We start from the raw sequence: 26,462 nt of genomic DNA on the forward strand, positions 1-26,462 counted from the left end.
ACATAAAAACGGGAATTTAACTGATGTGTCATACAATGCTTCCGTTTATAAAGATGATAAAGGAAATGTTCTCGGAGTTTTTGCGGCAGCTCGCGATGTTACAAATCAAAAATGGGTAATAGAGTTAAGAAAAGCCAATAAAGAACTTGCTTCTCAGAATGAAGTGAAAGAAAAACGAGCAGCTGAACTAGTCATTGCAAACAAAGAGCTTGCTTTTCAAAATGAAGTAAAAGAAAAAAGAGCAGCTGAATTAATCATTGCCAATAAAGAACTTGCCTTTCAAAATAATGAGAAAGAAAAACGGGCAGCCGAGTTAATTATCGCCAATAAAGAGCTTGCTTTTCAAAACAAAGAAAAAGAAAAACAGAAAATTGCAACAAAAGAACTAGAAGCATTCAACGATGAGATCGAATCAGATTCTCAATATACACTAAGTCTTATTGAAGCAAGTCTTGATCCATTGATTACTATAAATATCGAAGGTAAGATAACCGATATGAATGAAGCTTTGACTAAAATTACAGGGCTGACACGTGAGAAATTAACTGATACTGACTTTCTTGATTATTTTACCGAACCACAAAAAGCACGTGAAGTTTATTTAGAAGTTTTCGCTAAGGGATCTGTTGCAGATTCACCACTTACAATTCGCCATAAAAAAGGTAAGCTGACCGATGTATTATTCAACGGATCGGTTTATAAAGATGAAGATGGAAATGTTGACGGAGTAGTGATCGTTGCAAGAGATGTTACCGAACAAAAAAGAATTGCCACAGAACTCACAGAGGCTATCGTATTTGCCGAAATGGCAACATTGATTGCTGAAGAAGCAAAGAGTAACGCTGAAAAAGCCACACTGGTTGCTGAAGAGGCTGTAAAAGCAAAACAGCTATTTTTATCAAATATGAGTCATGAAATTCGCACGCCTATGAATGCGATTATTGGATTTACCAAAGTAATGCTTAAAACTGAATTGTCTGAAAAACAAGAAGAATATCTAAAAGCCATAAAAACAAGTGGTGATGCATTAATAGTCCTTATAAATGATATCCTCGATTTGGCAAAAGTAGATGCAGGAAAAATGACTTTTGAGCAAATACCGTTCAAAATGTCTCTGTCTATAGCAGCAATGCTGCATCTTTTTGAAAATAACATTCATGAAAAAAATTTAAAATTAGTAAAAGACTACGATACCAATATTCCTGATGTGCTCGTTGGCGACCCGGTTAGATTACATCAAATCATTTTAAATCTGGTGAGTAATGCCGTAAAGTTTACTTCAAAAGGAAAAATTACAGTTAGTATTCGATTGATCGATGAAGATGAAAAGAAAGTAACTATTGAATTTACAGTTTCTGATACTGGAATTGGAATACCTGAAGATAAAATAGAAAAGATTTTCGAGAACTTTCAGCAGGGAACCTGTGGCACTTCACGTTTGTTTGGAGGAACTGGTTTAGGTCTTGCCATTGTTAAACAATTAGTAGAAACGCAGGGTGGTAGTATTCATGTATCAAGCAAAATTAATGAAGGTTCTACTTTTGGTTTTACATTAAGCTTTCAGAAAACAAAGGCTAAAGCGGATTTTGAACCAGAAATAGCTGAATTGAACGATGACCTTAAAAATATAAAAGTATTAGTGGTTGAAGATATTCCTCTCAATCAATTACTGATGAAAACGCTCTTGGATGATTTTGGGTTTGAATGCGATATTGCTGCTAACGGGAAAATTGCTATCGAGAAAATGCAAACCAAACTGCACGATATTATTTTGATGGACTTGCAAATGCCAGAAATGAATGGATTTGAAGCTACCGAATATATTCGGAACAAAATGAATTCCACTATCCCTATTATTGCCTTAACGGCGGATGTTACTACTGTTGATTTGGCCAAATGTAAATCTGTTGGAATGAATGATTATATAGCAAAACCTGTCGACGAAAGACTATTGTATAGTAAAATGGTTGGCCTGATAAAAATGAATACCAATAGTATAGAACCTGAAAAAAACAGATTAAACCCTAGTGAAGATAATAAATGTACTGACTTAGGTTATTTAAATCGCAGGACAAAATCCAATCCCGCACTAATGATGCAAATGATTTCACTTTATCTGGAACAAACCCCACCTTTAGTTAGTGCAATGAAACAAGGTCTGAGGAATAAAGATTGGGAATACCTCTACGCAGCTGTGCATAAAATGATACCATCATTTTCAATGATGGGTATTAGTACCGATTTCGAAGACATGGCAAAAAAAGTACAGGAATATGCAAGCACACAGCAACAATCAGAAGGAATACCTGAAATGGTTTTGCAACTTGAAAGTATTTGCGTGCAGGCATGTGAAGAGTTAAAAGAAGAGTTTAATGCAATTAAAACACGAAATGATGAATAAAGATAACAGAATCAAAATTTTCCTGGTTGATGACGATGCTTTGTATCTAAAATCATTGGAAATAGATTTTCTGCAACAGGCCGATTTTACTATTGAAACATATGCGACAGGCGAAATTTGTTTAGAGAATTTATCACACAAGCCTGATGTTATCATTTTAGATTATCATCTTGATGGCATTGATAAAAATGCAATAAATGGAATAGAAACATTGGATAAAATAAAATCTTTCGATCCTGACATTCCTGTTGTAATGCTATCATCTCAGGATAAAATTGATGTAGCTATTAATTGCATGCACCACAAAGCTATTGATTATGTAGTGAAAAGCGAAACGGCCTTCATGCGTTTACAAAAAATTATTACAACTATTTTTACTTATAAAAAAATGGAAAAAGAATTGAGTTGGTATATGGAGCGGATGTAATCCTTTTTTTTTTAAAAAAAACTATCACAAAATTTATAAAAGCACTAACCTGTGCAGTCGATAGCAATTATTATAATTTGCTTCGTTTGTAGTTGTCTGTTAAGCAACGCTCTCCTGCATGTTAGATAATATTTACTTCAGAATTTCAATAAGTGTGAATGATATAACTTTATTCTAAAGTTATGTAACACTTTTTATGACTAATACACTGACCTTTGTATCTAGAGAATTCAATGATAAAATATATTTAGAATACAATGGCTACTACATCCGAATTACCACGAAACTGGGAAGATCAAAAAGTTAAACTAAAACAAAAATTTGCTGTACTTGTAAACAATGATTTATTGTTTGAAGAAGGTAAAAAAGAAGCATTACTGGAAAGACTTCAGATTAAGTTAGGCAAAACAAAAGAAGAAGTACAAAATATTATTGAATTGCTGTAATCACAATTAGTTTAAGTGAGATACACCTCCATTACTTCCGTACATCTGTCGGAACAGGATGATTGTCAGATTAAGTTCTGACAATTCAGGGAAGTTTTTTATCCTTGAACGACATTGAATTAGAATACTGATTTTCCCATAATATGTGAACAATGTAACTTTTATTAAAAGTTGTATAACACTCTCCACAGCTATTGATCTTAGCTTTGTTCTTTAATATTTTTTCACACACATTAATACAATTTAATATGAAAATTAAAAATCTATTACCAGCTTTTGCGATAGCATCAGTTGTTTTAATAACCAGTTGCAATAAAGATGAAACGGAAACTAGCAATCCAATTGTAATTCCAGTTCAAACAACAGTTCAAACAACAATTTCACTTGATGGAGCATCTAACTTTGCTATTCTTGCAGGTTCAGAAATTACAAACACGGGAGCAACTGTTATTACTGGTGATATTGGATTAAGTCCTGGTACTTCAATAGGGGGATTTCTTCCAGGAATTTTGAACGGAACACAGCATATCAATGATGCAATAGCAAATCAGGCTAAACTTGATATAGTCGATGTCTATAATGATATTGCAGCAAGAACATGTACCGATGTAGTAACATTGTCAGGAAATATTGGTGGACTTACACTTACTCCCGGACTTTATTTTTCTACTTCATCCTTATCTATTTCATCAGGCGACCTTACTTTTGATGCACAGGGAGATGCAAGTGCCGTATTTATAATGCAGATAGCATCAACACTTACTACAACATCAGGTCGTAAAGTTATTCTTAGTGGAGGTGCACTAGCATCCAATATTTTTTGGAATGTGGGTAGTTCTGCAACTTTTGGAACGACATCTGTAATGAAAGGAACTATTTTAGCTACCGAGTCAATAACCTTCAATACAGGAGCAACACTTGATGGCCGTGCGTTAACAAGAATTGGCGGAGTTACTTTGGAAGGTAACACTATCGTAAAACAGTAAGCATTTACAAAATACTTAAACGAGCCGCCTCAAAAGGACGGCTCTTTTTTTATTCGATTGAATAAGATATCAGTTGATAATTTAATTCGAGGCTATCAGGTCATGAAAGCTATTCATAACAACATCATGATTTATAAATATTACTCCTGAAAATGTGTGAATGATGTAACTTATTGTTAAAGTTGTGTAATGAGCAATTTTTCAAGCCTAAGTACCTTTAATCAGGTGATAAATACACTTGCCATTAAAAAAAACATTATCATGAAAAAAACTTTTATTGATGCCATATGCCAATCTATAGCAGCTAATCTAAAATTACTTCCTTGTATCATTACCATAGGATTCTTTAGCTTAGGGGCATCGGCAAATCCTAGATTGGCATCAAAGCAGCAGATTGGTATGTTTAAAAACTCTACGCTTTGTGTGGTACTTGAAAATGGTACTATTACATATAATATACTTATAAAAGAAGCCGTTGAGAAATACTGGAAATCTACCGACTTTGTATTTATTAGTCAAGAAGAGTTTAATCAGCGTCACTTTGACTCGAAGTATTCTTTTTTAGTACTGATGAAAGGTGTTTTTGACAATGACCCAGATGGGGTGAGTTATAATTACCTTAGCCTTGTATTGGGCGATAAATCAACCGATCTTACTAACATGCCTGAATTGTGCAGTTTTCCTGTTTCGTACTGTGATGACAATACTATGGATTTTGGATATGTAATTCCAGCAATGGTTAAATTCATGCAGAAACATGCTTTAAATCTTGAATCACACCGTTTTATGATATCACTGAGAGGATTAAAATATTACAATGGTTCATCAAGCTTTAAAGATAAGGTATTGTTATTAAACAAAGATATGATGGCTTTAGACGCCGATTCACCTGAAAAAATAAAATCGACATATCCCTATTATGTGAAATTTCTAAATGGAGATGAAATTGAAAAAGAAATAGCATCCGATCCTTCTAATGCCTTATTTAATTTTCATGTTGGTCCGGCACAGGAAGACGCTGCAGGAAAATGTTTTGAAATGATTTTTGATGTATATGGAAACCTGTATTATTACAATTCACGCAAAATCACAAATGAAAACAAGGATGGTTTTAACCTGAAGGATTTCAGAAGACTATAGATAGCGAAACATAACTTACTAAATACCTGCATTTTGCAAAAAAAAAAAAAAAATAAATTCATGTGAATGGGTGTTTTCCATTATTTCTTAATCTTAATATGAAGAAAAAAACATTTTAAAATTTAAAACTATGAGAATCCTGATAATTGGAATTTTTTCATTTATTGCGTGGTCGACATTATCAACTTTCGTTTACGTTTGTAAGATTAAGGGACTGTGCGATGAACAGGTTACTATGCAGAATAGTGAAGTTAACAACGACAGCATTGTTAATGAAACAATAGTAAAGCCTTTGGAACAGCAGGCCATTGTGCCAAAAGACCTAACAATCTGTTTTGAATTTGATAATTCAGAATTTAGTTCAAATAGCATCGCAGAAAAATATTTTGATGAGTCTAATGCCTATTTGAATCAAAATACACAAGCAAGGCTGGAAATTATAGGACATACCGATGCCATAGGTACCAATACCTATAATAATGCTTTAGGCTATCGAAGAGCGCAAAGTATGCAGCGTTATTTTGAAACTAAAGGTATGATTGGAGATAAGATTACTATTATATCAAAAGGAGAGAGTGAACCTGCCGATAATAATGATACAAAAGATGGAAGAGCAAATAACAGGAGAGCATTACTAACTATTAAACAATAAAAACATGAACTATTTACAAATACTCTTAATGCAATCAAAAATGGCAGCAGGCTTTGAAATCATTGCAATGTTGTTGGTAGCTGTTGTCATTGGGTTTGTCACTGCCTGGTTTTATGCGAAGTCCGTTAACGAAAAGCGAATAGCAAAATTAGAGTCAGAAACAAATGAAAACAAAAAAGAAGCAGAAAAACTAAAAGAAGAAAAAAATAATCTGCAAAAAACCTTTGCTGAAAAGGAAAATGAAATAAAACAACTCATAAGGGAGGTCAAGGCACTTAAGTCACAAAATTTAGCGGCGGTTACAGAAACTGAGGAGGTAAAGCTAAAAAACGAAATAACAGAACAATTGCTTACAGAGGAGCTTGAAGAGTTGCCTAACCTTAGGCAAGGTATGCACTTGCTGGATTATAATAGTTTTGGAACCGCAACCGAGGAAGAAAAAGACGATCTGAAAATGATTAGTGGTATTGGACCTTTTATTGAGGAAAGACTGAATGCCTTAGATATTTATACCTTCAGACAAATAAGTAAATTTACTGCAAAGGATATTGAAATAATTGATGATGCTATTGAGTGTTTTGCAGGTCGGATTGAAAGGGATGAATGGATTGTACAAGCAGCAGAACTTGTGAATGATGAAGAAAAACAAAATGAACTCCTGCAGCGAATAAGAGCAAAAAAATCACTTATTTATTATGACCGAATTGGTATTGCAAAAAAAGAAGAGGCTGATGATTTAACTGAAATAAACGGAATTGGGGGTTGGATTAATAAAAAATTAAACGCACTTGATATTTATACCTTTAGGCAAATAAGTAATTTTAATAATGAAGATGTTGAAATCGTTACGGATGCTATTCAATTCTTCCCGGGAAGAATTGAAAGGGATGAATGGATACAGCAAGCCAGAGATCTTATCCGGATTGAAATCAGTAAGTCGGAACATCTTCAGCGCATCAGCGTTATGAAGAACAGAATTTATTACGACCGGTTAGGTGTTGCTCACAAACACCATGCTAATAACTTAACTCTGATTAAAGGCATAGGTAACTGGGTTGAAGAAAGTCTCAATGCACTTGAAATATATACGATTAAACAAATAAGTCAGCTTACAGCAGAAGATATAGTAATTATATCTGATATTTTAGAAATCTCCCCAAATCGAATTAATCAGGATCATTGGGTTGAACAGGCTATTAAACTTACACAAGCCAGTCAAAAAAAGAATGTCGATAATGTGATTGATTAATAATTACAATTTGATTTTTAAATACTACCTGTCGGGATATCAAATCCCGGCAAGTTTGGTGTTTTAACCCGCATTATTCATCAAATTTAATAAAGTTGAATATAAATGCGGGTTGCTAGATTCCCTGAACAAATATCAATGAGTCTACTCCTGAAAAATAATTTTTTAGCCGGAGTTTGAAAAGTACAAGTAGTTGTAGCAGATATATACTGACTGGTTAACCACTACTAAAATACAAAATCAGTAACAGTTACCTTGGTTATGCAAAGCTAAGGGAACGATCGGATGTTCGAAGATCACTCGGCCGCACTTAAGTTTGAGATAATTAAAGAAGTTATTTAAAAAGTAGCCTTGAATTTCTTTATTCGTAAATTAAATTTAAGGCACTCATGAAGTCGGGTTTATTCGCAAAGCTCATGAGCTCGCAAAAGCTGGTTAGGGCGGATAGCCCAATTAATAAATTTATTTAGGACAACATTGCTATAAAATAAAGAAAGTCACAACTTAAAGCTGTGACTTTTTTTATATCTATCCCCGCCAAAGCGACTCTGAAATTCAATCTCTACACAGACTTGCATCAGCCTTACTCCTGCTTGTTTCAGTATTTTAACTAGATATTAATTCTCAAGCTTTATCTCACTTAATCGTTTTTCACATCTATCCTCAGCATATTTAGTAGTTTGCTCTAATTCTTCTTTAACTTCTAATGAAATAGAACTCTCCATTATCACATCCATCGCTTTTTGACCAAATACAAAAGCTACTTTAAAGGAATGATCTCTTGGCAGGAAATAGATAATCGCTCTTTTCTTGTCTTTAATCCTATAGGACCATCCATATTTTTTCTCTGGATAATTCTAATCTAAAAGTCCTATAGATTTGTGGTATTATGTTACTTTTTCTTTAACTCTATTTCTTATGTATACTTAAACTTCAAATAGCTTGTTCGAAGGAACACTGGAGGCAAAAACTTACAAAAATGTCGTTATTAGTATTAAATACAAGCTCGTTGAAAAATATTATTACCAGTACTCATATTACGAAATTCATAGAATTAAATAATGAGAGGAATTCGATAAACTATCCCATTATTTATATAATGCCTTAAATCCAAAGGAAACATAAGATATGTCCAATTACCTAAACCCTCATAAATGACTTCTCACTCTTACATTTAATAACCTATGGCTGATTGTTATCAATCAGTTTGTTACTAGGTAGCAGGTGGTGAGATCTCTCGGGATAAGGGAATACGCTTTCATCATGTTCTTCCAGATTTACTCTATGGGATTACGGTTGACTTTAGGGATTTCCCAATCCATTGCTCAGTTACCCTCCCAAACAAGCCTTAAATCTGGTTTCTGTTCGTTTGAACCTTGATTTTGCTGATGGCTTCCTTCAGATTTGCAGTCACCCACAACACCCTTGACAATCGCTAATACTTCCTATCAACTTGGCGCATACAGGGATTGCACCCTGCTGGCTTATTACCATGCACGACGTACAAAAATACCCCCTGGGGATAAATCCAGGGGGTAAATAAAACTCAATTATTAAATAGTCATTAGGCTTTTGGCTCAATTACTAAAAGCAAATCGCCTTTAGCAACAGAATCGCCAGTCTCACATTTAATCTCTTTTACAGTACCTGCTGCTTTAGCGTCAAGATTATTCATCATCTTCATTGCTTCAAGTACTACTAGTGCATCTCCAACTTCAACTTCATCACCAACTTTTACCTTGTACTCTATAATCATACCTGGAATTGGTGCAACAACACTACCTGTCGCAAATTCGTCTTTACCAGCTTCCTTTTTCTTACGACCTTTAAATTGAGGTGCAGCTGGACCATTAGGGTCATTAATTTCTACAGTAAAGGTTTCGCCATCAACAGTAACTTCAAGCTCACGACCACTACCTTTTCCTTTAGAAGTCAATTCTCCGGAAAGGGCTTTTCTTACAAGCTCCTCTTCTTTTTCAACTTCTGCCATAGTTTTAGCTTTGACATCTGCTGGTACTTCTTCCAAACCATATTTCCATTTCAAGAAACGTTTTCCTGTAATAGGATAAAGTGCACATAAAACTTCGTCATCGATATCTTTAGCAAGACCTCCGAATTCAGTTTTAACATCTTCCATCTCTGGCTCAAGAATAGATCCTGGACGAGCTGTAATAGGCTCTTCTCCTCGAGGATAACCTTTAAGGGCTTTCTTTTGAACTTCAGGATTAATCGGATGAGTCGTTTTACCATACAATCCGAAACAAAGGTCTTTTACTTCCTTAGTAATTTGTGCATATTCTCCTTCATAAGAATCGAATAATACATTATTTACTGTTTGTACACCAACAATTTGAGATGTAGGCGTAACCAATGGAATGTTACCAAGATCTTTACGAACTTTAGGAAGTAAACGATATACTTCTGGTAATTTATCCAATGCATCCATAGCTTTCAACTGATTAACTAAGTTAGAAAGCATTCCACCTGGAGTTTGGTGTAATAATACATTGATATCAGTAGTAGCATACTTAGGGCTATTGTCTAAGTGCTTATATTTAGGAATGTATTTCTCCATTTCACCAGCAATAGCATTAATTTTATTAATGTCCATTCCCGAGTCACGGTTTGTGCCTAATAATGACATAATCATTGGCTCAACAGCAGGATGAGAAGTACGGTAAGCATATGGTCCGATACATGTATCAACAATATCAACACCAGCCTCTATAGCTTTAAAGATAGCTAAGTCACCCATACCAGAAGTAAAGTGAGTATGTAAGTTAATTGGTGTATCAGTAAACTTCTTGATTTCACGTACTAAATTGTAAATATCATAAGGAGCTATCAATCCAGCCATATCCTTGATACAAACTGAATCTACTCCAAATGCGATAAGGTCTTTTACCTTATTAAGGTAATAGTCCATATTATAGACTTCACCACCTAAACGTGGCTCATTAAGTGTATAACATACAACACCTTGTAAGTGTTTGCCATTATCCTTAATAACCTTAGCTGCAGTTTCAAAATTTCTGAAATCATTCAAAGCATCGAAACAACGGAAGATATCCATACCATTATCGATTGATCGCTGAACAAAAGCTTGAACAACATCATCAGCATAGTTACGGTATCCTACCACATTCTGCCCACGAAGAAGCATAGAAAATGGTGTTTTAGGCATATGCTTTTTCAATACTCTTAAACGCTCCCATGGATCTTCACCCAAGAAACGGTGCATGGTATCAAAAGTAGCACCACCCCATGTTTCAACAGAATGATAGCCTGCATCATCAATCATTTCTGCAACAGGTAGCATATCTTCTGTACGACCGCGTGTAGCGAAAAGCGACTGGTGACCATCACGTAAACTTACGTCATTAATTTTAATTGGATTCTCAGCTTTCGGACGATCAATGTCGTAATTTAGTGGGGTCATCTGTAAAACCCCGTGCTTATCGTATATCATCTTATTATTTTTTTTGAATTAATCCTTTTCCCAATTAACCGGAAAATTTAATTATGCACTTCGTAGACTTCGACCACGTAGCTGTATCATCTTACGTTTGGTCATCATCATTTTAATGCCAGTACGAGCCCAAGAACCATTAGTCGAACTTTCAACTTTTAATGCTTCAGCTTTTTCTAATTCTATGTGGTGAGCAACTGCTATTAAAACTGCTTTTTTAATCTTTTCTTCTCGTGTCATAATTATTGATATAAATAATTAATTTATTAAAAGTCTTTATTACAATGGAATATTTCCGTGTTTCTTAGCTGGTAAAACCTCTGCTTTTGTATGCATAGCTCTCAATGCATCAATCAATCTTGAACGAGTTTCGCTAGGAAGAATGACATCATCGATATGTCCACGCTGAGCTGCTAAATAAGGAACGCTAAATGCATTTTCGTACTCCTTAATTTTCTCTTCAGTTTTGGCTTGTCTATCATCAGCAGCTGAAATTTCTTTTTTGTAAGAAGAAATAACTTCCACAGCTCCCTTAGCACCCATTACAGCAATTTCGGCAGTTGGCCATGCAAATACCATATCAGCTCCCAATGGCTTAGAACACATTGCCAAATAAGCTCCACCATAATCTTTACGTGTTACCACAGTAAATTTAGGTACAGTTGCTTCAGCATAACTCCACAGTAATTTCGCACCATGACGAATAATACCACCAAGCTCTTGCTGAACGCCTGGAAGGTATCCCGGAACATCAACAAATGTGATCAATGGAATATTAAAGGCATCACAAGTACGGACAAAACGACTGATTTTATCAGAAGCATCAATATCTAAACAACCTGCCTGAATCATTGGCTGATTTGCGATAATACCCACCGATTGATTGTCTAATCGACCAAAACCAACAATGGCATTCTCTGCATAGAGTTCATGCACTTCATAAAACTCACCTTGATCAAGAACTGATTCTAATACAGCCTTCATATCGTAAGGTGTTTTAGCATCGTCTGGAATCAACGTATCCAGATCCTCGCAAACACGCTCAGGATCATCTCCCATTGGTATTTGAGGAGTTCCTTCTAAATTATTATTAGGTAAATAACTTAAAATGTCGCGAATAGACTCAATTGTTTCTTCGTCTGAATCACAGGCAAAATGTGCATTACCACTTTTGGTATTGTGAGCCATAGCTCCACCAAGTTCTTCAAAAGTAGTTTCTTCACCTGTTACTGTTTTAATTACATAAGGAGATGTAATAAACATGTGACTTTGCTTTTTAACCATATATACAAAGTCAGTCATTGCTGGAGAATATACTGCACCACCGGCACAAGGGCCCATAATAGCAGAAATCTGTGGAATTACTCCGGATGCTCTTGAGTTACGCATAAATATGTCACCATATCCTTTTAGTGCATCAACACCCTCTTCTACACGTGCTCCACCAGAATCATTAAGTCCTACGATAGGAGATCCAGCACTTACAGCCAAATCCATGATCTTACAGATTTTTGCAGCATGCATTTCACCTAAAGAACCTCCTCGAGAAGTAAAATCTTGAGAGTAAGCAAATACCGATCGTCCATTCACTAATCCATGACCAGTAATTACGCCATCAGCAGGAATTTCTGTTGTTTCAAAGCCAAAGTTTACGCAACGATGTTCCACAAACATATCCAATTCTCTAAAACTTCCTTCGTCAAAAAGCAAGTTTATTCTTTCTCGTGCAGAAAGCTTCCCCTTGTCATGCTGCTTAGCAACACGAGCTTCTCCGCCCATCTTTTTAACTTCTTCTCTTTTTTTCTTTAAGAGATCTAATTTTTCAGATACCTTCATCTTTATATTTATTTTCAAGTAATTTGCTAAGAAAATCTCAAGGAGTTTCTTATCTACTTCAATTGCTATTAAATTTTAAACCTAAATATTTAAAAACCTGTTTATTTAGATTTCAATTTAGTTTAAAGAATTTTTTCATTATTGATGGACGAATATATATACTTTCATTGTAGATAAGAAACTGTTTTAAAACAGCACTTCATGTCCGTAAACGTTTGTATATCAATATACACTACCAGTCACACACATGCATCACTCTATATTTCAGGCAATTAAGATGCAATATGTGGCATTTATCATATTAGATCAAAATTTTATAGGAAATATTATACAACATATAGCATATGGGTGAAAATACCCATTATGGAAATCTTTCTATATCATTTTCTATAAAGGAAAGAGTACGTACAAATAACTCGCCTTCTAATATTTAATTCAAACAGTAACTAATAATCAACAAATAAGCTGTTAATGCGTATAATTAGCATTAACATCAAAGTGCTAATGATTGATCTTTGGTACAAATAAAAATCAAATCAGTGTGTCGATTGGCTTATAAGGATGAAGCGAAAAATTTAACATCTTGATTAAAAAATCAATGATTATGGCTAGCAAAAAAAAAAAATTTAGAGCACAGGGAGTAAGTTATTAGGATTCCTTATAAGGCATTATACATATAAGGATTTTTTTCTTTATTTAGTAACAAATACAATCACCTTTCCGCGGGTGAAGGAAAAATGACATCATCAGTAAAATCATTACTACGATTTGTGCTTCAATTGAAGTTCGATGATACTACCAAAAACTAGTCGTACTAATTTTAATAGAATTACAACACTCTATCTCTCAAAAAAACTACCGAGTGAACACAAATAATCAAACCAATACAAACAACAATAAATCAAGTTTCAATATATTTTTAAGAAACTCTCTCTCTTCGCTGACAGAAGCATTAAAGTTGAAAACTTGGGTCTTTGTTTTTGTAGCGATCTTAGTTTAGCTTAGAAATACAAATCCAAAATGATATTAGTATTCAATCACCTGCCCGGTAACGGGAACAGATACATGCCCCTGAACAACTAACCACTTATTGTATCGTTTCTCAAAAACCGAAGTCAACCTAAGACCTTCCAGATGAATAGCTTTCTAACCGGATAGAATTTCCAATTCAACATACAGCTAACCCATGCCACATTACCGATCCTGTTCAGCTTAACCGTTTTGTTATAGAATAGATTCAGAAGTATACCCCTGATTGGCATCAAAACGGAGAAAAAATTATGGTCCCAGTTTTGCGTAGCTTTAGAATTTTAGCGATGTCATCAGGCAAATGCCCCCCCCTTTAGTTTAAAAATCGTTTTAAAAGTCATTCTCATATAAACGCAATCTATTTTTAACAAATAATATTTCATTTTGCAAATCATCTATTTTTCGCAACAAATTAAATACAATATCTATTCCCTCAATATTAACGTCCAATTCGTGGTACATTCCTATCATTTTTTCAACATCACTTATTTGATCATGATGAATATATTGATCTTGTTCAATAGTTATAATTTCAATCAATCCAATTTCGCATAAATTACTGAAAAATGATATTTCAACCTTATAGTGCATACATAATTGTTTTAGAGGGATAAAATCTGCCGTGTTCATAACGTCCTTAATTTAAAGAGTTCTATGTATAATTCTTTTTCTCTTTTGGTTAGATTTGTGGGCATTATAATCTGATAGGTAATGTATAAATCCCCAAATCCACCTCCTTTTTTATAAACAGGAAAGCCTTTTCCTCTCAGTTTTACCTTTGTCCCAATTTGAGTTTCTGGTTTTAATTTTACTTTTCCATCAAAGGTATCCAAGGTAATATCACCCCCTAATAGTGCAACATATGAGTCCAAATTAACAGTTGTATAAAGATTACTATTATCCAGCTTAACCTGAGTCTGGTTTTCAATAGTGAATCTGATATTCAAATCTCCTTTGGGGCCTCCATATAATCCATCGCCTCCATGGCCTTTAATTTTTATTACCTGCCCATTTTTAATTACAGCAGGTATGGTAAGTCTGATTTTTTTTGCCATTAACCGTTAATGTGCGTTTGTGGGTTGTATATACATCTTTTAAGTCAAGCTTTAGTTCGCTATTATAGTCTTGTCCTTTGAATTTTACATTCCCTCCTCTCACTCTTGAGGAACCTCCTCCAAACATGGATTCAAAAAAGCTAGAGTAATCACTTTCAAAGAAGCCAGATGATGCGTCTTGTAGAGTGTTTCTATACTGTTGTTGTTTTATTTTTTCAAACTCATCAGCATGTTTCCAATCTTTTCCATAGTCATCATACTTTTTACGATTTTCAGGATTACTTAACACCTAATTAGCTTCATTAATTTCTTTGAATCTCCTTTCGGCGTTTTTATCATTAGGATTTAAGTCTGGGTGATATTTCCTGGCCAATTTCCGGTAAGCTTTTTTTATTTCGCTCTCCGTTGCATCTTTTTCTACGCCCAATATGTTATAGTAGTCTATAAATTTCATTTACAAAATTTATATAAGTTTTGTTAGTATCCTTCGACTCAAACCATCTGTACAAATCTGAAAGGAATTTTTTTAGCGTCAACTCTCTAAATTGTTTCCTTGCTTATAACTAAAGAAACAGGTATCCCTTTGTCTTTGCCTGCTGCCGAAACAGGACATTAAGCGTCTTATGACATTACTGAAAATTTTACAATGTGAATGAATTCTCAAAAAAAAAAAAAAAAATGATTTATAAAAATGAAAAGCTTCTTGACAATTTTCATTAAAAGTTAGATAAGTGTTGACTGTTGTCATATCAAGGGTATTTAAAAATTGCATATAATTAACACCTGACGATGCAGTATCGCATTCTCCTTGCTTCATAATTATGTAACAAATTAATATTGAATTTCGCTTGAAATCAATCACTTTAAGCGCACTAAATTACCTTTAGTAAAGCCGGAGCCTTGTAAAGTAGAGCATTTTGACGCTTACCCATTCCCAATACTGGCATCTGTGATTTTGATTTCACCGTGACAGAGAAATCGCTTCACCAATAGTCTATTGAGTTATTTTAATGACATGCTTTATTCAAAATATCAATGTTCCAGAATCTCAATAGTCTTTTCAATTTCTGCTTGTGTTACTTTGTCGATAATGTCTTTCATCTTTCGTATTGTTTCAGCAAACTTTTCTCCCTCGGCAGCACTTACCCAGGCTAATTGCAGTCGCTCCTTATTTATTCCAATTTTATCTAATTTTTTCCACAAGCGTTCTATCCTCTTTTTGGTTTGGTAATTGGCGTCGATATAATGGCAATCGTTCAGATGACAGCCAGCAACCAATACGGCTGCTACACCTCTTTTAAATGCATGCAACACAAAATCTTCAGAAACCCGACCACTACACATGGTTCTAATTATCCTGACATTTGAAGGGTATTGGATTCGGCTTACACCAGCAAAGTCGGCTCCCGCATAAGAACACCAATTGCAACAAAATGCGACGATTTTCTTATGGGCATTTTCCTGAGTAACCGCATCGATTTGAGCATAAATCTGCTCATCGGTAAAATGCTGCATCGTTATTGCTCCCTTAGGACATTCTGCTCCACAGGTACCGCAACCCGCACAGGCAGCCTCAATGGTTTCAGCCGGCACCTTGTTTTTAACGTCAACCAGAATGGCATGGTAGGGGCATACTTTTGCACAACGACCACAACTGTTACATAAATCAGGATCAATTTTGGATGTGATGGCTTCTACTTTAATCTTACCAACGTTCATTAAAATACCAGCCCTCGAAGCAGCTGCGCTTGCCTGTGTCACACTATCCTTTATATCTTTAGGTCCTTCAGCACAACCGGCAAAGAAAACGCCTTGTGTTGGAGCATCAACGGGTTTTAACTTTGGATGTGATTCCATAAAGAAACCATCCTTGGTTCTTGATAAGGTTAACAAGCGCTGAATGACATCACTATCTTTGGTCGGCTGTATACCAACAGACAAGACCACCATATCAAATTCGTGCTCCATTATTTTTCCGGTATTGGTATTTTCAGCAACCACAACCAGATTGTTATTCATGGGGTTTTCAATAATCTCAGCAGGCAATCCCCTGAAATACTTCACCCCTTCGTCCCGCGATCGTTGATATAAATCTTCAAAGCCCTTTCCATATGCTCTAATGTCAAGATAGAATATTTCAATCTCAGTATCTGGCCAATGCTCTTTTATCAGCAAAGAATCCTTTATCGTATTCATACAGCACACATTGCTACAATAAGGATTTCCCCTCGTTGTACATCTTGAACCAACACACTGAACAAAGGCTACTTTTTTAGGGATTTTCCTATCGCTTGGTCTGATTAAATGGCCTCCACTGGGACCTCCTGCATTTATAAGCCTTTCAAACTCAAGACTGGTAATAACATTTTCGAATCTTCGATAGCCATACTCCGTATATTCTGTAGGGTCATAAACATCGATTCCCGATGCCACAATAATCGTTCCCACCTCCAGTTCAAGGATCTCGTCTTGCATATCGAAATTGATGGCTTGCTTTTCGCATTTCTCAACACATTTGTTGCAGGCAATAGGTACATCTCCCAAGCAATCATCCATATTTATGATATAGGCCGAAGGAACAGCCTGAGCAAAAGGCGTATAAATGGCTTTTCGAATAGCCAGCCCCACATCAAACTCGTTGGGACGAGCTACTGGACAGACTTCTGTACAGTCTCCACAGGCGGTACACTCTTTCTCGTTGACGTAGCGGGCTTTTTTAAGCACCTTTACAGTAAAATTCCCCACATACCCACTAACATCCTGAACAAGACTATTGGTCAGTATCGTAATATTGGGATGCCTACCTGCCTCGCTCATTTTAGGGGCCAGGATACAAATTGAGCAATCCATTGTTGGGAAAGTCTTGTCAATTTGTGCCATTTTACCACCAATACTAGGCTCTTTCTCCACAAGGTAAACCTGATAGTTTTGATCGGCCAAATCGAGTGCAGACTGGATACCTGCTACACCACCTCCAATTATTAGTGTTTTTTTGGTTACAGGAACCTCAGCTTCAATTTGGGGTTGCAGTAGTCTTGCCCTTGCCACTGCCATCTTAACAAGGTCTTTAGCCTTTTCAGTCGCATTTTTTTTGTCATGAAGATGAACCCAACTGCAATGATCCCTGATATTTGCCATTTCGAACAAATAAGGGTTCAATCCAGCTTCAGCACAGGTGTTTCTGAAAGTCGGTTCATGTAGTCTGGGCGTGCAGGATGCCACTACAATTCTATTGAGCTTATGCTCTATTATATCTTGTTTAATTTGTTCCTGTCCCGGATCGGAACAGGTATACTTATTGTCAACAGAAACAACAACGTTTGGTAACGTATTCGCATATTCAGCTACAGCCACACAGTCAACTGAACCTGCAATATTTAGTCCACAATGGCAAACGTATACCCCAATCCTAAGCTCTTCTTTTTGATTTGTTTCCATCACATATGAGATCAAATTATTGAACTTGTTCTATTATGCCTTTCTTCTCTCAGTCAAATATTTATTGATCCCATCCACAGCCCTTCCTGCTGCCATAATAGCCTCGGCAACACTAGATGAGCCCCAAATGACATCGCCTCCTGCAAAAACCCCTTTCATACTGGTTTCCATGCTTAGAGGATTTATGGCAATGGCACCTTCTTTAGTAAGCATTATTTCGTCTGGTAAGTATCCCAGATCGGGCTTTTCACCAATAGCCACAACAGCCATATCAGCATCAATTATAAAATTAGATGCTTTAATGGGGACGGGTCTTCTCCTACCCGATAAATCAGGATGTCCCAACTCCATTTTAATGCATTCTATCCCCATCAATTTTTCTTCACCAATAAACCTAAGTGGCATAACCAGATATTGGACTTTCACACCTTCGTTCTCGACCTCCCTTAATTCATTTATATCAGCAGGTATTTCATCTTTCGTTCGCCTGTATAAAACACTCACCTCTTTAGCTCCATATTTAACAGCTGATGTTGCCACTTCCATGGCTGTGTTGCCACCACCAATCACCACAAACTTATCTTTCATAGCCTTAATCGTCCCCTTCTTATTGGCTTCGAGAAATTCAAGTGAAGTCATAACTTGAGGTAAATTCTCACCTTCGATGTGCAATTGCATGCAACAATGCGCACCCGAGGCAATAAATACGGATTGAAATCCATCATCAAAAAGCGCATTAAAAAGGATATCTTTTCCAATGCGAACATTCGTTTTTATATCGATACCTAAGCCCTTTATTAAATCTATATCATGGTCAACAATTTCAGAGTCCAAACGAAATTCAGGAATGGATAAATGAAACATGCCACCCGCTTTTTCCCGCGATTCAAAAACAGTAACCCGGTAGCCTTTCCTCCTGAGTTCACAGGCAGTAAACAAGCCGGATGGTCCTGAACCAATAATGGCTACTTTTTCTCTGGTAGCAGGAATTTGCTTCAGTTTATATTCACTGGTATTCTTTTCAAACAAGCTATTTAGTTCATCTTTCCTGAGGGGTATTTTTTCCGGATGATAACACACTCTAAAAAAAAGGTTGTAGAAAGGTATTCTCCCATGTAAATCATCAATAACCTCTCTAAGATTTTCTATTCCATTTTGCTTAAGGGCAATTCTTCGCAGCTTGAGAAAAACCTCAGGCAATTCGATTCCCTGTGGACATTTTTTATTGCATTTATAACAAGAGGCACAAAACCAAATCTCTTTGGATGCCAGAGCTTCCTCAGGATTTTCAACCAGTTTTTCCAGTACCCTATGTGGGTTATAATCTTCAGGGAATAAATAGACCATTGGACACCCACCACTGCATTTGCCACAAGCAAGACAGGTAAAAGCCTGCTTTATCAAGTCCTGCAATTCACCATTGCCTTGATTTTCATATTTAAATTCAGCTTTTGACATCGCTTTGCAGTTTTACTAGTTTTCTTCCGTACTCAAAACCCTTTTGAAATGCCATTAAGTTTAACTCCTCTGTTCCTTTGGGAATACTTGTTTTTATGGCTTCCTCCAGCGACCGTTTCGTAACAACAGCCATGATGGCTGCAAAAAAACCAAGCATAATAATATTAGCTACAATCTTTTCACCCAGATCCTCAGCCATTCGTGTTGCAGGAATGGCATAAGCACTTACTGATTTATCTATTTTAATATTGTTTTCAACCAAATCGTCATCATACAGTAAGGTGCCGTCTTTAATCAAATCGGGACTAAATTTCAGATAGGCTTCTTTCGACATCACGATCAACACATTGGGATACAAAACCTCTGGATAATCGATTTCATCATCCGATACAATAATCTTGGCACTACATGCACCTCCCCGCGACTCCGGACCGTAACTCTGTGTAAGGGTCGCATTCTTTTTATCAAATATCGCTGCAGCTTTTCCAATAATATAGCCGGCAAGAATAATTCCCTGCCCTCCAAAACCACCTAATTTGATTTCTATCTGTCCCATCTCATTTGTTTAATCAGGTATATGTAATTTTGGCTGATTGTCCAGAAATGTAGGTTTATCTATATCTATAAATTTCCCTACAATAATTTTTTCATTAAGATCTAAATCCGCTTCATTAGGATCTATGCCATGCCTGATCACACTATTTTCCCGATAGTATCTCATTTCATCAAGTCCTTCTCCAAGTTTATTTCTGCGCCCAAAACTGACAGGGCATGGCGAAATAATTTCAATAAACGTAAACCCCTTTTTCGCAAAAGCCTCTTTTATCGAATTGGTTAATCGTCGAACATGCAGGCTCGTCCACCGAGCCACATATACAGCTCCACTTGCTGCAGCCAGCTGAACCAAATTAAAAGGATGCTCATAATTTCCATAGGGAGAGGTCGTTGTTTTGGCCCCCAAAGGAGTTGTACTACCAAATTGTCCACCTGTCATACCATAGTTGAAATTGTTCACACAAATGATTTTTAGGTCAACATTCCTTCTGGCGGCATGAATAAAGTGGTTCCCACCTATGGCAAAAAGGTCTCCATCGCCGCTAAAGACCGTTACCGTAAGTTCGGGATTGGCTAATTTTAAACCTGTGGCAAAAGGGATTGCCCTACCGTGTGTCGTGTGATACGAATCAATATTGGTATAGCCAGGCACCCTTCCGGTGCACCCAATTCCTGAAACAATCACATTTTTATCCGGATCGAGCCCCGACTGATTGAGAGCCTCCAGGAAACAGGTGAAGTTGGTGCCCAAACCACAACCCGGACACCAGATATGTGGCATCCTATCGGCTCTGATCAGCCTATCCATGGGGTGAACTTCATTCCTATTCATAATCTCTGATTTTTTATGACATCTAAGATTTCATCAGGTGTATGTATACGGGCTAATTTCGAGATCAAAATAACCTCACAGTTTCCTTTTGCACATCGCTCGACCTCCCTTACTATTTGCCCCTTGTTAATCTCGGGTACAATAATCGTTTTAGCCTGCTTTGCCAATTTCAGGATTTCCTCCTCAGGAAATGGCCAAACCGTTATAAGTCGCAACAAGCCCGCTTTTATACCTTGCTCGCGTGCCTTTTTAATTGCCAATACAGCCGAACGTGCGGGTGATCCATAAGCAATAACCACAACTTCCGCATCTGACAGTTCCCGCTCTTCCACTTCAACAATGTCCCCTTTATTTAATAGGATCTTATTGCACAGGCGTGTTACCAGCTTTTCCTGAGCCTCAGCAGTCATATCAGGATATCCCATCTCGTTATGGGTTAATCCTGTTGTGATGACTTTATATCCATCACCCGCATTTGCCATGGGCGGCACCAAACTGCCATTTGTTTCGTACATGATATACTCATTGGGAGGGACCTGTGGTTTTGTCCTATAAATTCTTATTATTTCTTCCTCTTTAGGGATGACAACTTTTTCAGTCATATGACCAACGACTTCATCAGCCATAATTAAAACAGGAATACGATATTTCTCAGCCAGATTAAAGGCTTTAATTGTAAAATCAAACATTTCCTGCGGACTATATGGACAAAGGGCAATGATTTCGTAATCGCCATGCGAACCCCATCTTGCCTGCATCATATCCTGTTGCCCAACCATGGTGGGTAAACCCGTACTGGGACCTCCCCGCTGAATATTAACTACGACGCAAGGGACTTCCATCATAATGCCAAGCCCCAGATTTTCCATCATCAAACTAAAACCTGGTCCTGATGTTGATGTCATCGCTTTAACCCCCGCACTCGAAGCACCCAAAATAGCGTTCATTGAGGCTAGCTCGTCTTCCATTTGAATATAGATACCTCCAACTTGGGGCAACCTCCTCGACATGGCTTCCGCAATTTCAGTTGCCGGGGTAATGGGATAACCTGCAAAGAAACGACAGCCACAGGCCAATGCACCTTCAGCACATGCAGTATCACCATTCAAAAAGTGTTCTCCTGTTCGTATAGCTGGATCATGGCTCATCTTCATTGGTATTTAAGTTGTTTTCCTGGGTGATATAAATAGCAAATTCAGGACAAATAAGCTCACACAGTTTACAGGCAACACAATTGTCCTGCTCTGACATATAGGGGGGATGATAACCCTTGGCGTTAAATTCTTCGGAAATAGAAAGGACATTATTGGGGCAGAATTCAATGCAAAAATTACAAGCTTTACAACGATCCTTAATGATATTTACCTGACCTTTTGGAATGGTTTGTTTATCAATATCCAGAGGCGTCCTCCAAAAGTCAGGTTCCCGAATATCTTGTTCTTTAATATTTTGTTTTTGTTTCCTCATGAGAGATCCTCCCAACAAATTATATATCAAACAATTTACTGAATTTCACGCTAAAAACATACAAATTTGGCATCAAAAGATAAGAGCTGCACACACAAAATGATATGACACTTAGCGTTTAAAAAAGGAAAAGCATTTAGTTCCCTTCCACATTTAATAACATCCCAACATTTTTTTCCATAGCAAACAAGTAATTTTAGCATACATATTTAATACGCAAAGTTTAACTATTTGTTTTCATCCTGTGCTTTGCCTGATTGCAAGTTTAACTACTTTGAATCGTTCTAAAATCCATAAAAAGACCATTCAATTATTAAAACTCGAGAAGAAAACAACTTAAAGAGATACTATATTTCAAATACAACACGATTCCATTCGTAATATTATTGGATTTACACGCGCCCCAATTTATAGGCAAACTGCATATTATCTTTACCCATTCTAAATACGACCTTACGGAAAAATCTCTTGTCTGTATTAGTCATAAATCCTTACTTTTGGTATTCAACTAGTTATTAGAGTAAGGAGTATCGGCCTCTGATACTGAATTCGCTTAAATATTTCATTTATGAGTATCCAAATTATAGAAGTTCAAAATAAAAATCAGCGTAAAGCATTCGTAAACCTACCCTTTCGGTTATATAAGAATAATGAATTTTGGGTTCCTCCTTTTAAATCAGGAGAACTGGAACTATTAATGCCCGAAAAAAATCCCGCTTTTGATTTTTGCAAGGCTAAATTCTGGCTGGCTTATGAAAACGAAAAAGCCATTGGAAGAATTGGTGCCATTGTAAACAATTTGAGTATTCAGAAACAAGGCGAAAAAATTGGTAGGATTACCCGCATGGAATTTATTGACAGCTATGAAGTTTCTGAGAAACTTTTTTCGGTAGCAGAAGAGTGGTTGAAAAGTGAAGGAATGATTGGCGTGAACGGACCACTTGGATTTTCGAATTTAGATCATGCCGGTTTGTTGATAGAAGGTCATGAATGGCTTCCTTCCATGGCTTCGGATTATCATTTTGCCTACTATCAAAACCATTTTAAAAGATTGGCTTTTGAGAAGGAAATTGACTGGTTGGAATTTCGTATCAGCTTGCCGGAAGAAACACCGAAAAAAGCAATCAGGGTTGCCAATCTAATCCAGAAAAGATATGGTTTACAAACAGTTAATTTCACCACAAAAAAAGAACTGGAACCCTACAAGGAAAAAATATTTAAAGTATTTAATGATGCCTTCTGCGATTTGTTTGGCACTTTTAAACTGCCCGAAAAGCTAATCCGTTTTTACATTTCAAAATACTTTCCAATATTGAATCCCCGATACGTTAAAATCATTTTAGACAAAGAAGATAAATTGGTTGGATTCATTATTGCTTTGCCTTCCTTATCGAAAGCATTGCAAAAAGCCAAGGGCAAGCTTTTGCCTTTCGGATGGTGGCACCTTAAAAAGGCACTCGAACACCCTACCGAAATGGATTTAATGCTGACTGGCGTAGATTACGAATGTCAAAAATTGGGGTTTGTATCCATTCTAATGAATGAATTATTGAAAACATCGAACAACGACGGACTTAAATTTGCAGAAACAACGGGAATGCTCGAAAACAATCATGTTGCCATTCAATTATGGAAATCATTCGATCACATTCAGCACAAACGAAAACGCTGTTACCGAAAAATGTTTTAGCAAAGCACAAAAAAAGCGAAACCTTAAAGGCTTCGCTTTAATCATTATTTTATGAATCGTTTCTTTTAATTCATGATATATCTTTCAACCACTTCGGCAACACCATGATCATTATTCGAGGCGACAATAACATCAGCACGGTCGCGAAGTTCTGGTGTGACGTTATCTACCCAAACGCCCAAACCAGCATATTCCACCATTGATAAATCGTTTCCTGCATTGCCGACTGCAATAATTTCTTCTTGGCGAATACCCAGTTTTTCAGCCAAACGAGCTATACTTGCCGCCTTATCAATTCCATGTGGCATGACCTCAAGAAAAAAGGGTTTCGAAAGGGAAACACTCTTATTGGGTTTCTCTTTCTTCAATATGGCTTCAACTGTTTTTAGATATTCTGGTTCCTGCAAAAGGAGACATTTTACAGCAGACTCTGTTACAGCAGTCTTGAAACAATCCACTTTATTAAATTTCATCTGAGTAAGCTCAACCTCCACGTCGATATATTTCGAGCATGTTTCGCTAATGATACTGTCCGAAGTATAGGTAATGATATCCACATTATTCGCCATACTAAAATCGTGCAAACTGTGAATTTGCTCTTTGGAAAGGCTCTGCTCAAATATATTTGACTGCTTGGTCAGATCAGTGATGACCGCTCCATTATAAGAGATAATATACGAGCCATACTTTTTCAAATCGAGCTGCTCGGCATATTGAAGCATTGCAGGAGTTGGACGTCCTGAGGCCAAAACAACATAAACACCTTGCTCCTGTGCCTTCATCAGCATCTCTTTGTTTCTATCTGATATACTGTGATCATCACGCAAAAGCGTATCATCAAGATCAAGCACTAGCATTTTGTAGTTCATCTATATCTAATTAATTTTTAATGGTCACATAAGCTGATTACCATTAATACTCATAAATCTGTGTGAATAAGCCTTGGTTGAAGCTTTAGGGCCCCAATTTTCAGCCTGCGAAAGTATAACAATTATCGGCTTCTCCCAAAAACATAGGTTTATATGAAAGGTTTTATACCTCTTGCTTAAAAACAATGGTCAGGAACTTGAATCAATCGGGACTGTTTTGTGAATTATAATTTGGATTTGCACTCAGACCTTCAAAAAGACTTTTGAGGGATTAAAAGAATGCTATTAAACTGAAAAAAGTCACAACCGAAGCTGTGACTTTCCTTAAACTTATATCTCGTATGGTAGTATTTCAATCCTCTATAAACTTAAATTTTTCCATCCAGATGATTCGGGATAGAGTTCCTGGGCATATCCCTTAAAAGCTATCCAAGTTCTTAATTATCCTATTATTTTCAAATCATTCAGCCTATCAATAATAAGCATATGCAAGTTGATTAAACCCATGACTAAGGCTTTATCTCCCGCTTTTCTTTGAATAACAGACAACCATTCTGCTTTTTGTGATTCGGGATTGGTTTTATAGGCAACAGAATAAACATTGTACTCTAAAAATGCCTCTTGAATCTCTTTTGTTAATAATCTTTTGAGTAGATCTGGCTGAGAGCTTTTAATCAGGTAACGCTTGTCAAAGTCATAGGAATCGACTTCAATTTCAGGTTCTCCAAATTTCTTAAGAATCCTTTCAATAAAATCCTCCCAGCTAAGCAGCATGTCAAAATCAAACCTTGATCTAAAATCCATCTGAAACTTCATCGGTCTGGTATCTGAAACAGAAATATGGATGGTCCATTTTTTATATGGGATTGTAATTTGATGAATCTCTAGCTCACAACCCGAATTGAATTTGATCTTAAATTCCCCTTGATAGAATTTAGCAATCTCTTTCCACATATCACGCTTAGGGAAATTGTCTGTATAGCCGTAAGATGGAGACTGTAAAATCTCTTGAAGCAGACTCTTATCTTCTTTTTCTTCTTTCATATCTAAAGCTTATTTCTTCTGAAATAAAAAACGCATTATAATCTTTATCTACCCCCCCCTTTATCCCAATCTACTTCACACTCTCGTTCTGTAACCAATCAAACAGAGTTCGAGCCAGGGCCATTCTCTTATCCGAGAAGGAATGATCGCATGCGTTTAGCACTAGAATGTCCTCTTCATTTATCTCATCGCAAAAACTCTTAAAAGCCAGCATGTCTCTCTTCTTACTAAATATATGAAGCATACGATTCGGATAATTATTCAAAGGTTCTTTTAAGTCCATTCCATTATTCGTAATGATGCCATCGACAAAGGCTTTTCCTGACTCAATTTGAATACAAGGTCTTTGCTTCAGGTTTTGGATATAGACCGATAATTCCTCCTCTGATTTCTGCTTAAGACTGTGATGACCATTCCAG

At 36.4% G+C, this 26,462-nt stretch carries 24 protein-coding genes and 1 pseudogene; 8 read left to right on the forward strand and 17 right to left on the reverse strand.

The window, feature by feature from the left end; all coding sequences use genetic code 11:
• The 7 genes from ABY905_RS03970 to ABY905_RS04000 all read left to right on the forward strand — a co-directional run.
• The coding region (locus tag ABY905_RS03970; protein WP_372640774.1) for an ATP-binding protein at nucleotides 1–2,401 on the forward strand (2,401 nt) is incomplete at its 5' end.
• Complete coding sequence (locus tag ABY905_RS03975) at nucleotides 2,394–2,828, forward strand: response regulator (protein ID WP_372640776.1); 435 nt, start codon at nucleotides 2,394–2,396, stop codon at nucleotides 2,826–2,828. The genes ABY905_RS03970 and ABY905_RS03975, both read left to right, overlap by 8 nt.
• A gap of 257 nt (nucleotides 2,829–3,085) precedes the next feature.
• On the forward strand, nucleotides 3,086–3,274 hold the full coding sequence (locus ABY905_RS03980) for a CsbD family protein (RefSeq protein ID WP_372640778.1): 189 nt from the start codon (nucleotides 3,086–3,088) through the stop codon (nucleotides 3,272–3,274).
• A 194-nt stretch (nucleotides 3,275–3,468) separates the two neighbouring features.
• Nucleotides 3,469–4,260: an ice-binding family protein gene (locus ABY905_RS03985; RefSeq protein ID WP_372640780.1), complete on the forward strand. Its 792-nt coding sequence runs from the start codon at nucleotides 3,469–3,471 to the stop codon at nucleotides 4,258–4,260.
• Between the two features lie 261 nt (nucleotides 4,261–4,521).
• The gene (locus tag ABY905_RS03990) at nucleotides 4,522–5,400 is read left to right on the forward strand and encodes a hypothetical protein (RefSeq protein ID WP_372640782.1); all 879 of its coding nucleotides are present in this window, start codon (nucleotides 4,522–4,524) and stop codon (nucleotides 5,398–5,400) included.
• A 130-nt stretch (nucleotides 5,401–5,530) separates the two neighbouring features.
• Nucleotides 5,531–6,052: an OmpA family protein gene (locus ABY905_RS03995; RefSeq protein ID WP_372640784.1), complete on the forward strand. Its 522-nt coding sequence runs from the start codon at nucleotides 5,531–5,533 to the stop codon at nucleotides 6,050–6,052.
• Between the two features lie 4 nt (nucleotides 6,053–6,056).
• The gene (locus tag ABY905_RS04000) at nucleotides 6,057–7,301 is read left to right on the forward strand and encodes a hypothetical protein (RefSeq protein ID WP_372640786.1); all 1,245 of its coding nucleotides are present in this window, start codon (nucleotides 6,057–6,059) and stop codon (nucleotides 7,299–7,301) included.
• 617 nt (nucleotides 7,302–7,918) lie between these two features.
• Here ABY905_RS04000 and ABY905_RS04005 read toward each other — a convergent pair.
• The 14 genes and pseudogenes from ABY905_RS04005 to ABY905_RS04070 all read right to left on the reverse strand — a co-directional run.
• Nucleotides 7,919–8,143 (reverse strand): annotated as a pseudogene (locus ABY905_RS04005) (DUF3788 family protein); the annotation flags it as partial.
• A gap of 722 nt (nucleotides 8,144–8,865) precedes the next feature.
• Nucleotides 8,866–10,770, reverse strand: coding sequence for a pyruvate carboxylase subunit B (locus ABY905_RS04010; protein WP_372640788.1), 1,905 nt, complete (start codon nucleotides 10,768–10,770; stop codon nucleotides 8,866–8,868).
• A gap of 51 nt (nucleotides 10,771–10,821) precedes the next feature.
• On the reverse strand, nucleotides 10,822–11,010 hold the full coding sequence (locus tag ABY905_RS04015) for a hypothetical protein (protein WP_372640790.1): 189 nt from the start codon (nucleotides 11,008–11,010) through the stop codon (nucleotides 10,822–10,824).
• A 39-nt stretch (nucleotides 11,011–11,049) separates the two neighbouring features.
• Entirely contained in the window at nucleotides 11,050–12,606 is a 1,557-nt protein-coding gene (locus tag ABY905_RS04020; protein WP_372640792.1) for an acyl-CoA carboxylase subunit beta, read from the reverse strand.
• Between the two features lie 1,359 nt (nucleotides 12,607–13,965).
• A complete protein-coding gene (locus ABY905_RS04025) occupies nucleotides 13,966–14,265 on the reverse strand; it encodes a chaperone modulator CbpM (protein WP_372640794.1) in 300 nt (99 codons plus the stop codon).
• Nucleotides 14,262–14,690, reverse strand: a complete 429-nt coding sequence (locus tag ABY905_RS04030) for a DnaJ C-terminal domain-containing protein (RefSeq protein WP_372640796.1) — start codon at nucleotides 14,688–14,690, stop codon at nucleotides 14,262–14,264. Before ABY905_RS04030 ends, ABY905_RS04025 begins: the two co-directional genes overlap by 4 nt.
• Nucleotides 14,650–14,979, reverse strand: coding sequence for a hypothetical protein (locus tag ABY905_RS04035; RefSeq protein ID WP_372640798.1), 330 nt, complete (start codon nucleotides 14,977–14,979; stop codon nucleotides 14,650–14,652). Before ABY905_RS04035 ends, ABY905_RS04030 begins: the two co-directional genes overlap by 41 nt.
• Complete coding sequence (locus ABY905_RS04040) at nucleotides 14,980–15,144, reverse strand: DnaJ domain-containing protein (RefSeq protein ID WP_372640800.1); 165 nt, start codon at nucleotides 15,142–15,144, stop codon at nucleotides 14,980–14,982.
• 578 nt (nucleotides 15,145–15,722) lie between these two features.
• Nucleotides 15,723–18,128 (reverse strand): CoB-CoM heterodisulfide reductase HdrA2, encoded by a 2,406-nt coding sequence (hdrA2, locus tag ABY905_RS04045; RefSeq protein WP_372640802.1) that lies wholly within the window; start codon nucleotides 18,126–18,128, stop codon nucleotides 15,723–15,725.
• Between the two features lie 33 nt (nucleotides 18,129–18,161).
• Complete coding sequence (locus ABY905_RS04050) at nucleotides 18,162–19,586, reverse strand: FAD-dependent oxidoreductase (RefSeq protein WP_372640804.1); 1,425 nt, start codon at nucleotides 19,584–19,586, stop codon at nucleotides 18,162–18,164.
• On the reverse strand, nucleotides 19,573–20,142 hold the full coding sequence (locus ABY905_RS04055) for a 2-oxoacid:acceptor oxidoreductase family protein (protein WP_372640807.1): 570 nt from the start codon (nucleotides 20,140–20,142) through the stop codon (nucleotides 19,573–19,575). Before ABY905_RS04055 ends, ABY905_RS04050 begins: the two co-directional genes overlap by 14 nt.
• 9 nt (nucleotides 20,143–20,151) lie before the next feature.
• Nucleotides 20,152–20,973, reverse strand: a complete 822-nt coding sequence (locus ABY905_RS04060; protein ID WP_372640809.1) for a thiamine pyrophosphate-dependent enzyme — start codon at nucleotides 20,971–20,973, stop codon at nucleotides 20,152–20,154.
• Nucleotides 20,970–22,121, reverse strand: coding sequence for a 2-oxoacid:acceptor oxidoreductase subunit alpha (locus ABY905_RS04065; RefSeq protein WP_372640811.1), 1,152 nt, complete (start codon nucleotides 22,119–22,121; stop codon nucleotides 20,970–20,972). The genes ABY905_RS04060 and ABY905_RS04065 overlap by 4 nt, the downstream gene beginning before the upstream one ends.
• On the reverse strand, nucleotides 22,111–22,440 hold the full coding sequence (locus ABY905_RS04070) for a ferredoxin family protein (protein ID WP_372640813.1): 330 nt from the start codon (nucleotides 22,438–22,440) through the stop codon (nucleotides 22,111–22,113). Before ABY905_RS04070 ends, ABY905_RS04065 begins: the two co-directional genes overlap by 11 nt.
• A 568-nt stretch (nucleotides 22,441–23,008) precedes the next feature.
• Here ABY905_RS04070 and ABY905_RS04075 point away from each other — a divergent pair.
• Complete coding sequence (locus ABY905_RS04075) at nucleotides 23,009–24,130, forward strand: hypothetical protein (RefSeq protein WP_372640816.1); 1,122 nt, start codon at nucleotides 23,009–23,011, stop codon at nucleotides 24,128–24,130.
• 65 nt (nucleotides 24,131–24,195) lie between these two features.
• Here ABY905_RS04075 and ABY905_RS04080 read toward each other — a convergent pair whose 3' ends face one another.
• From ABY905_RS04080 to ABY905_RS04090, 3 genes are all read right to left on the reverse strand, one after another.
• The gene (locus ABY905_RS04080; protein ID WP_372640819.1) at nucleotides 24,196–24,999 is read right to left on the reverse strand and encodes a Cof-type HAD-IIB family hydrolase; all 804 of its coding nucleotides are present in this window, start codon (nucleotides 24,997–24,999) and stop codon (nucleotides 24,196–24,198) included.
• Between the two features lie 441 nt (nucleotides 25,000–25,440).
• Complete coding sequence (locus tag ABY905_RS04085) at nucleotides 25,441–26,043, reverse strand: hypothetical protein (protein ID WP_372640821.1); 603 nt, start codon at nucleotides 26,041–26,043, stop codon at nucleotides 25,441–25,443.
• 70 nt (nucleotides 26,044–26,113) lie between these two features.
• Nucleotides 26,114–26,462 (reverse strand): hypothetical protein (locus tag ABY905_RS04090; protein WP_372640823.1); only part of this gene is annotated, 349 nt, incomplete at its 5' end.

Source organism: Ancylomarina sp. (assembly GCF_041555295.1).
GTDB lineage: Bacteria > Bacteroidota > Bacteroidia > Bacteroidales > Marinifilaceae > Ancylomarina.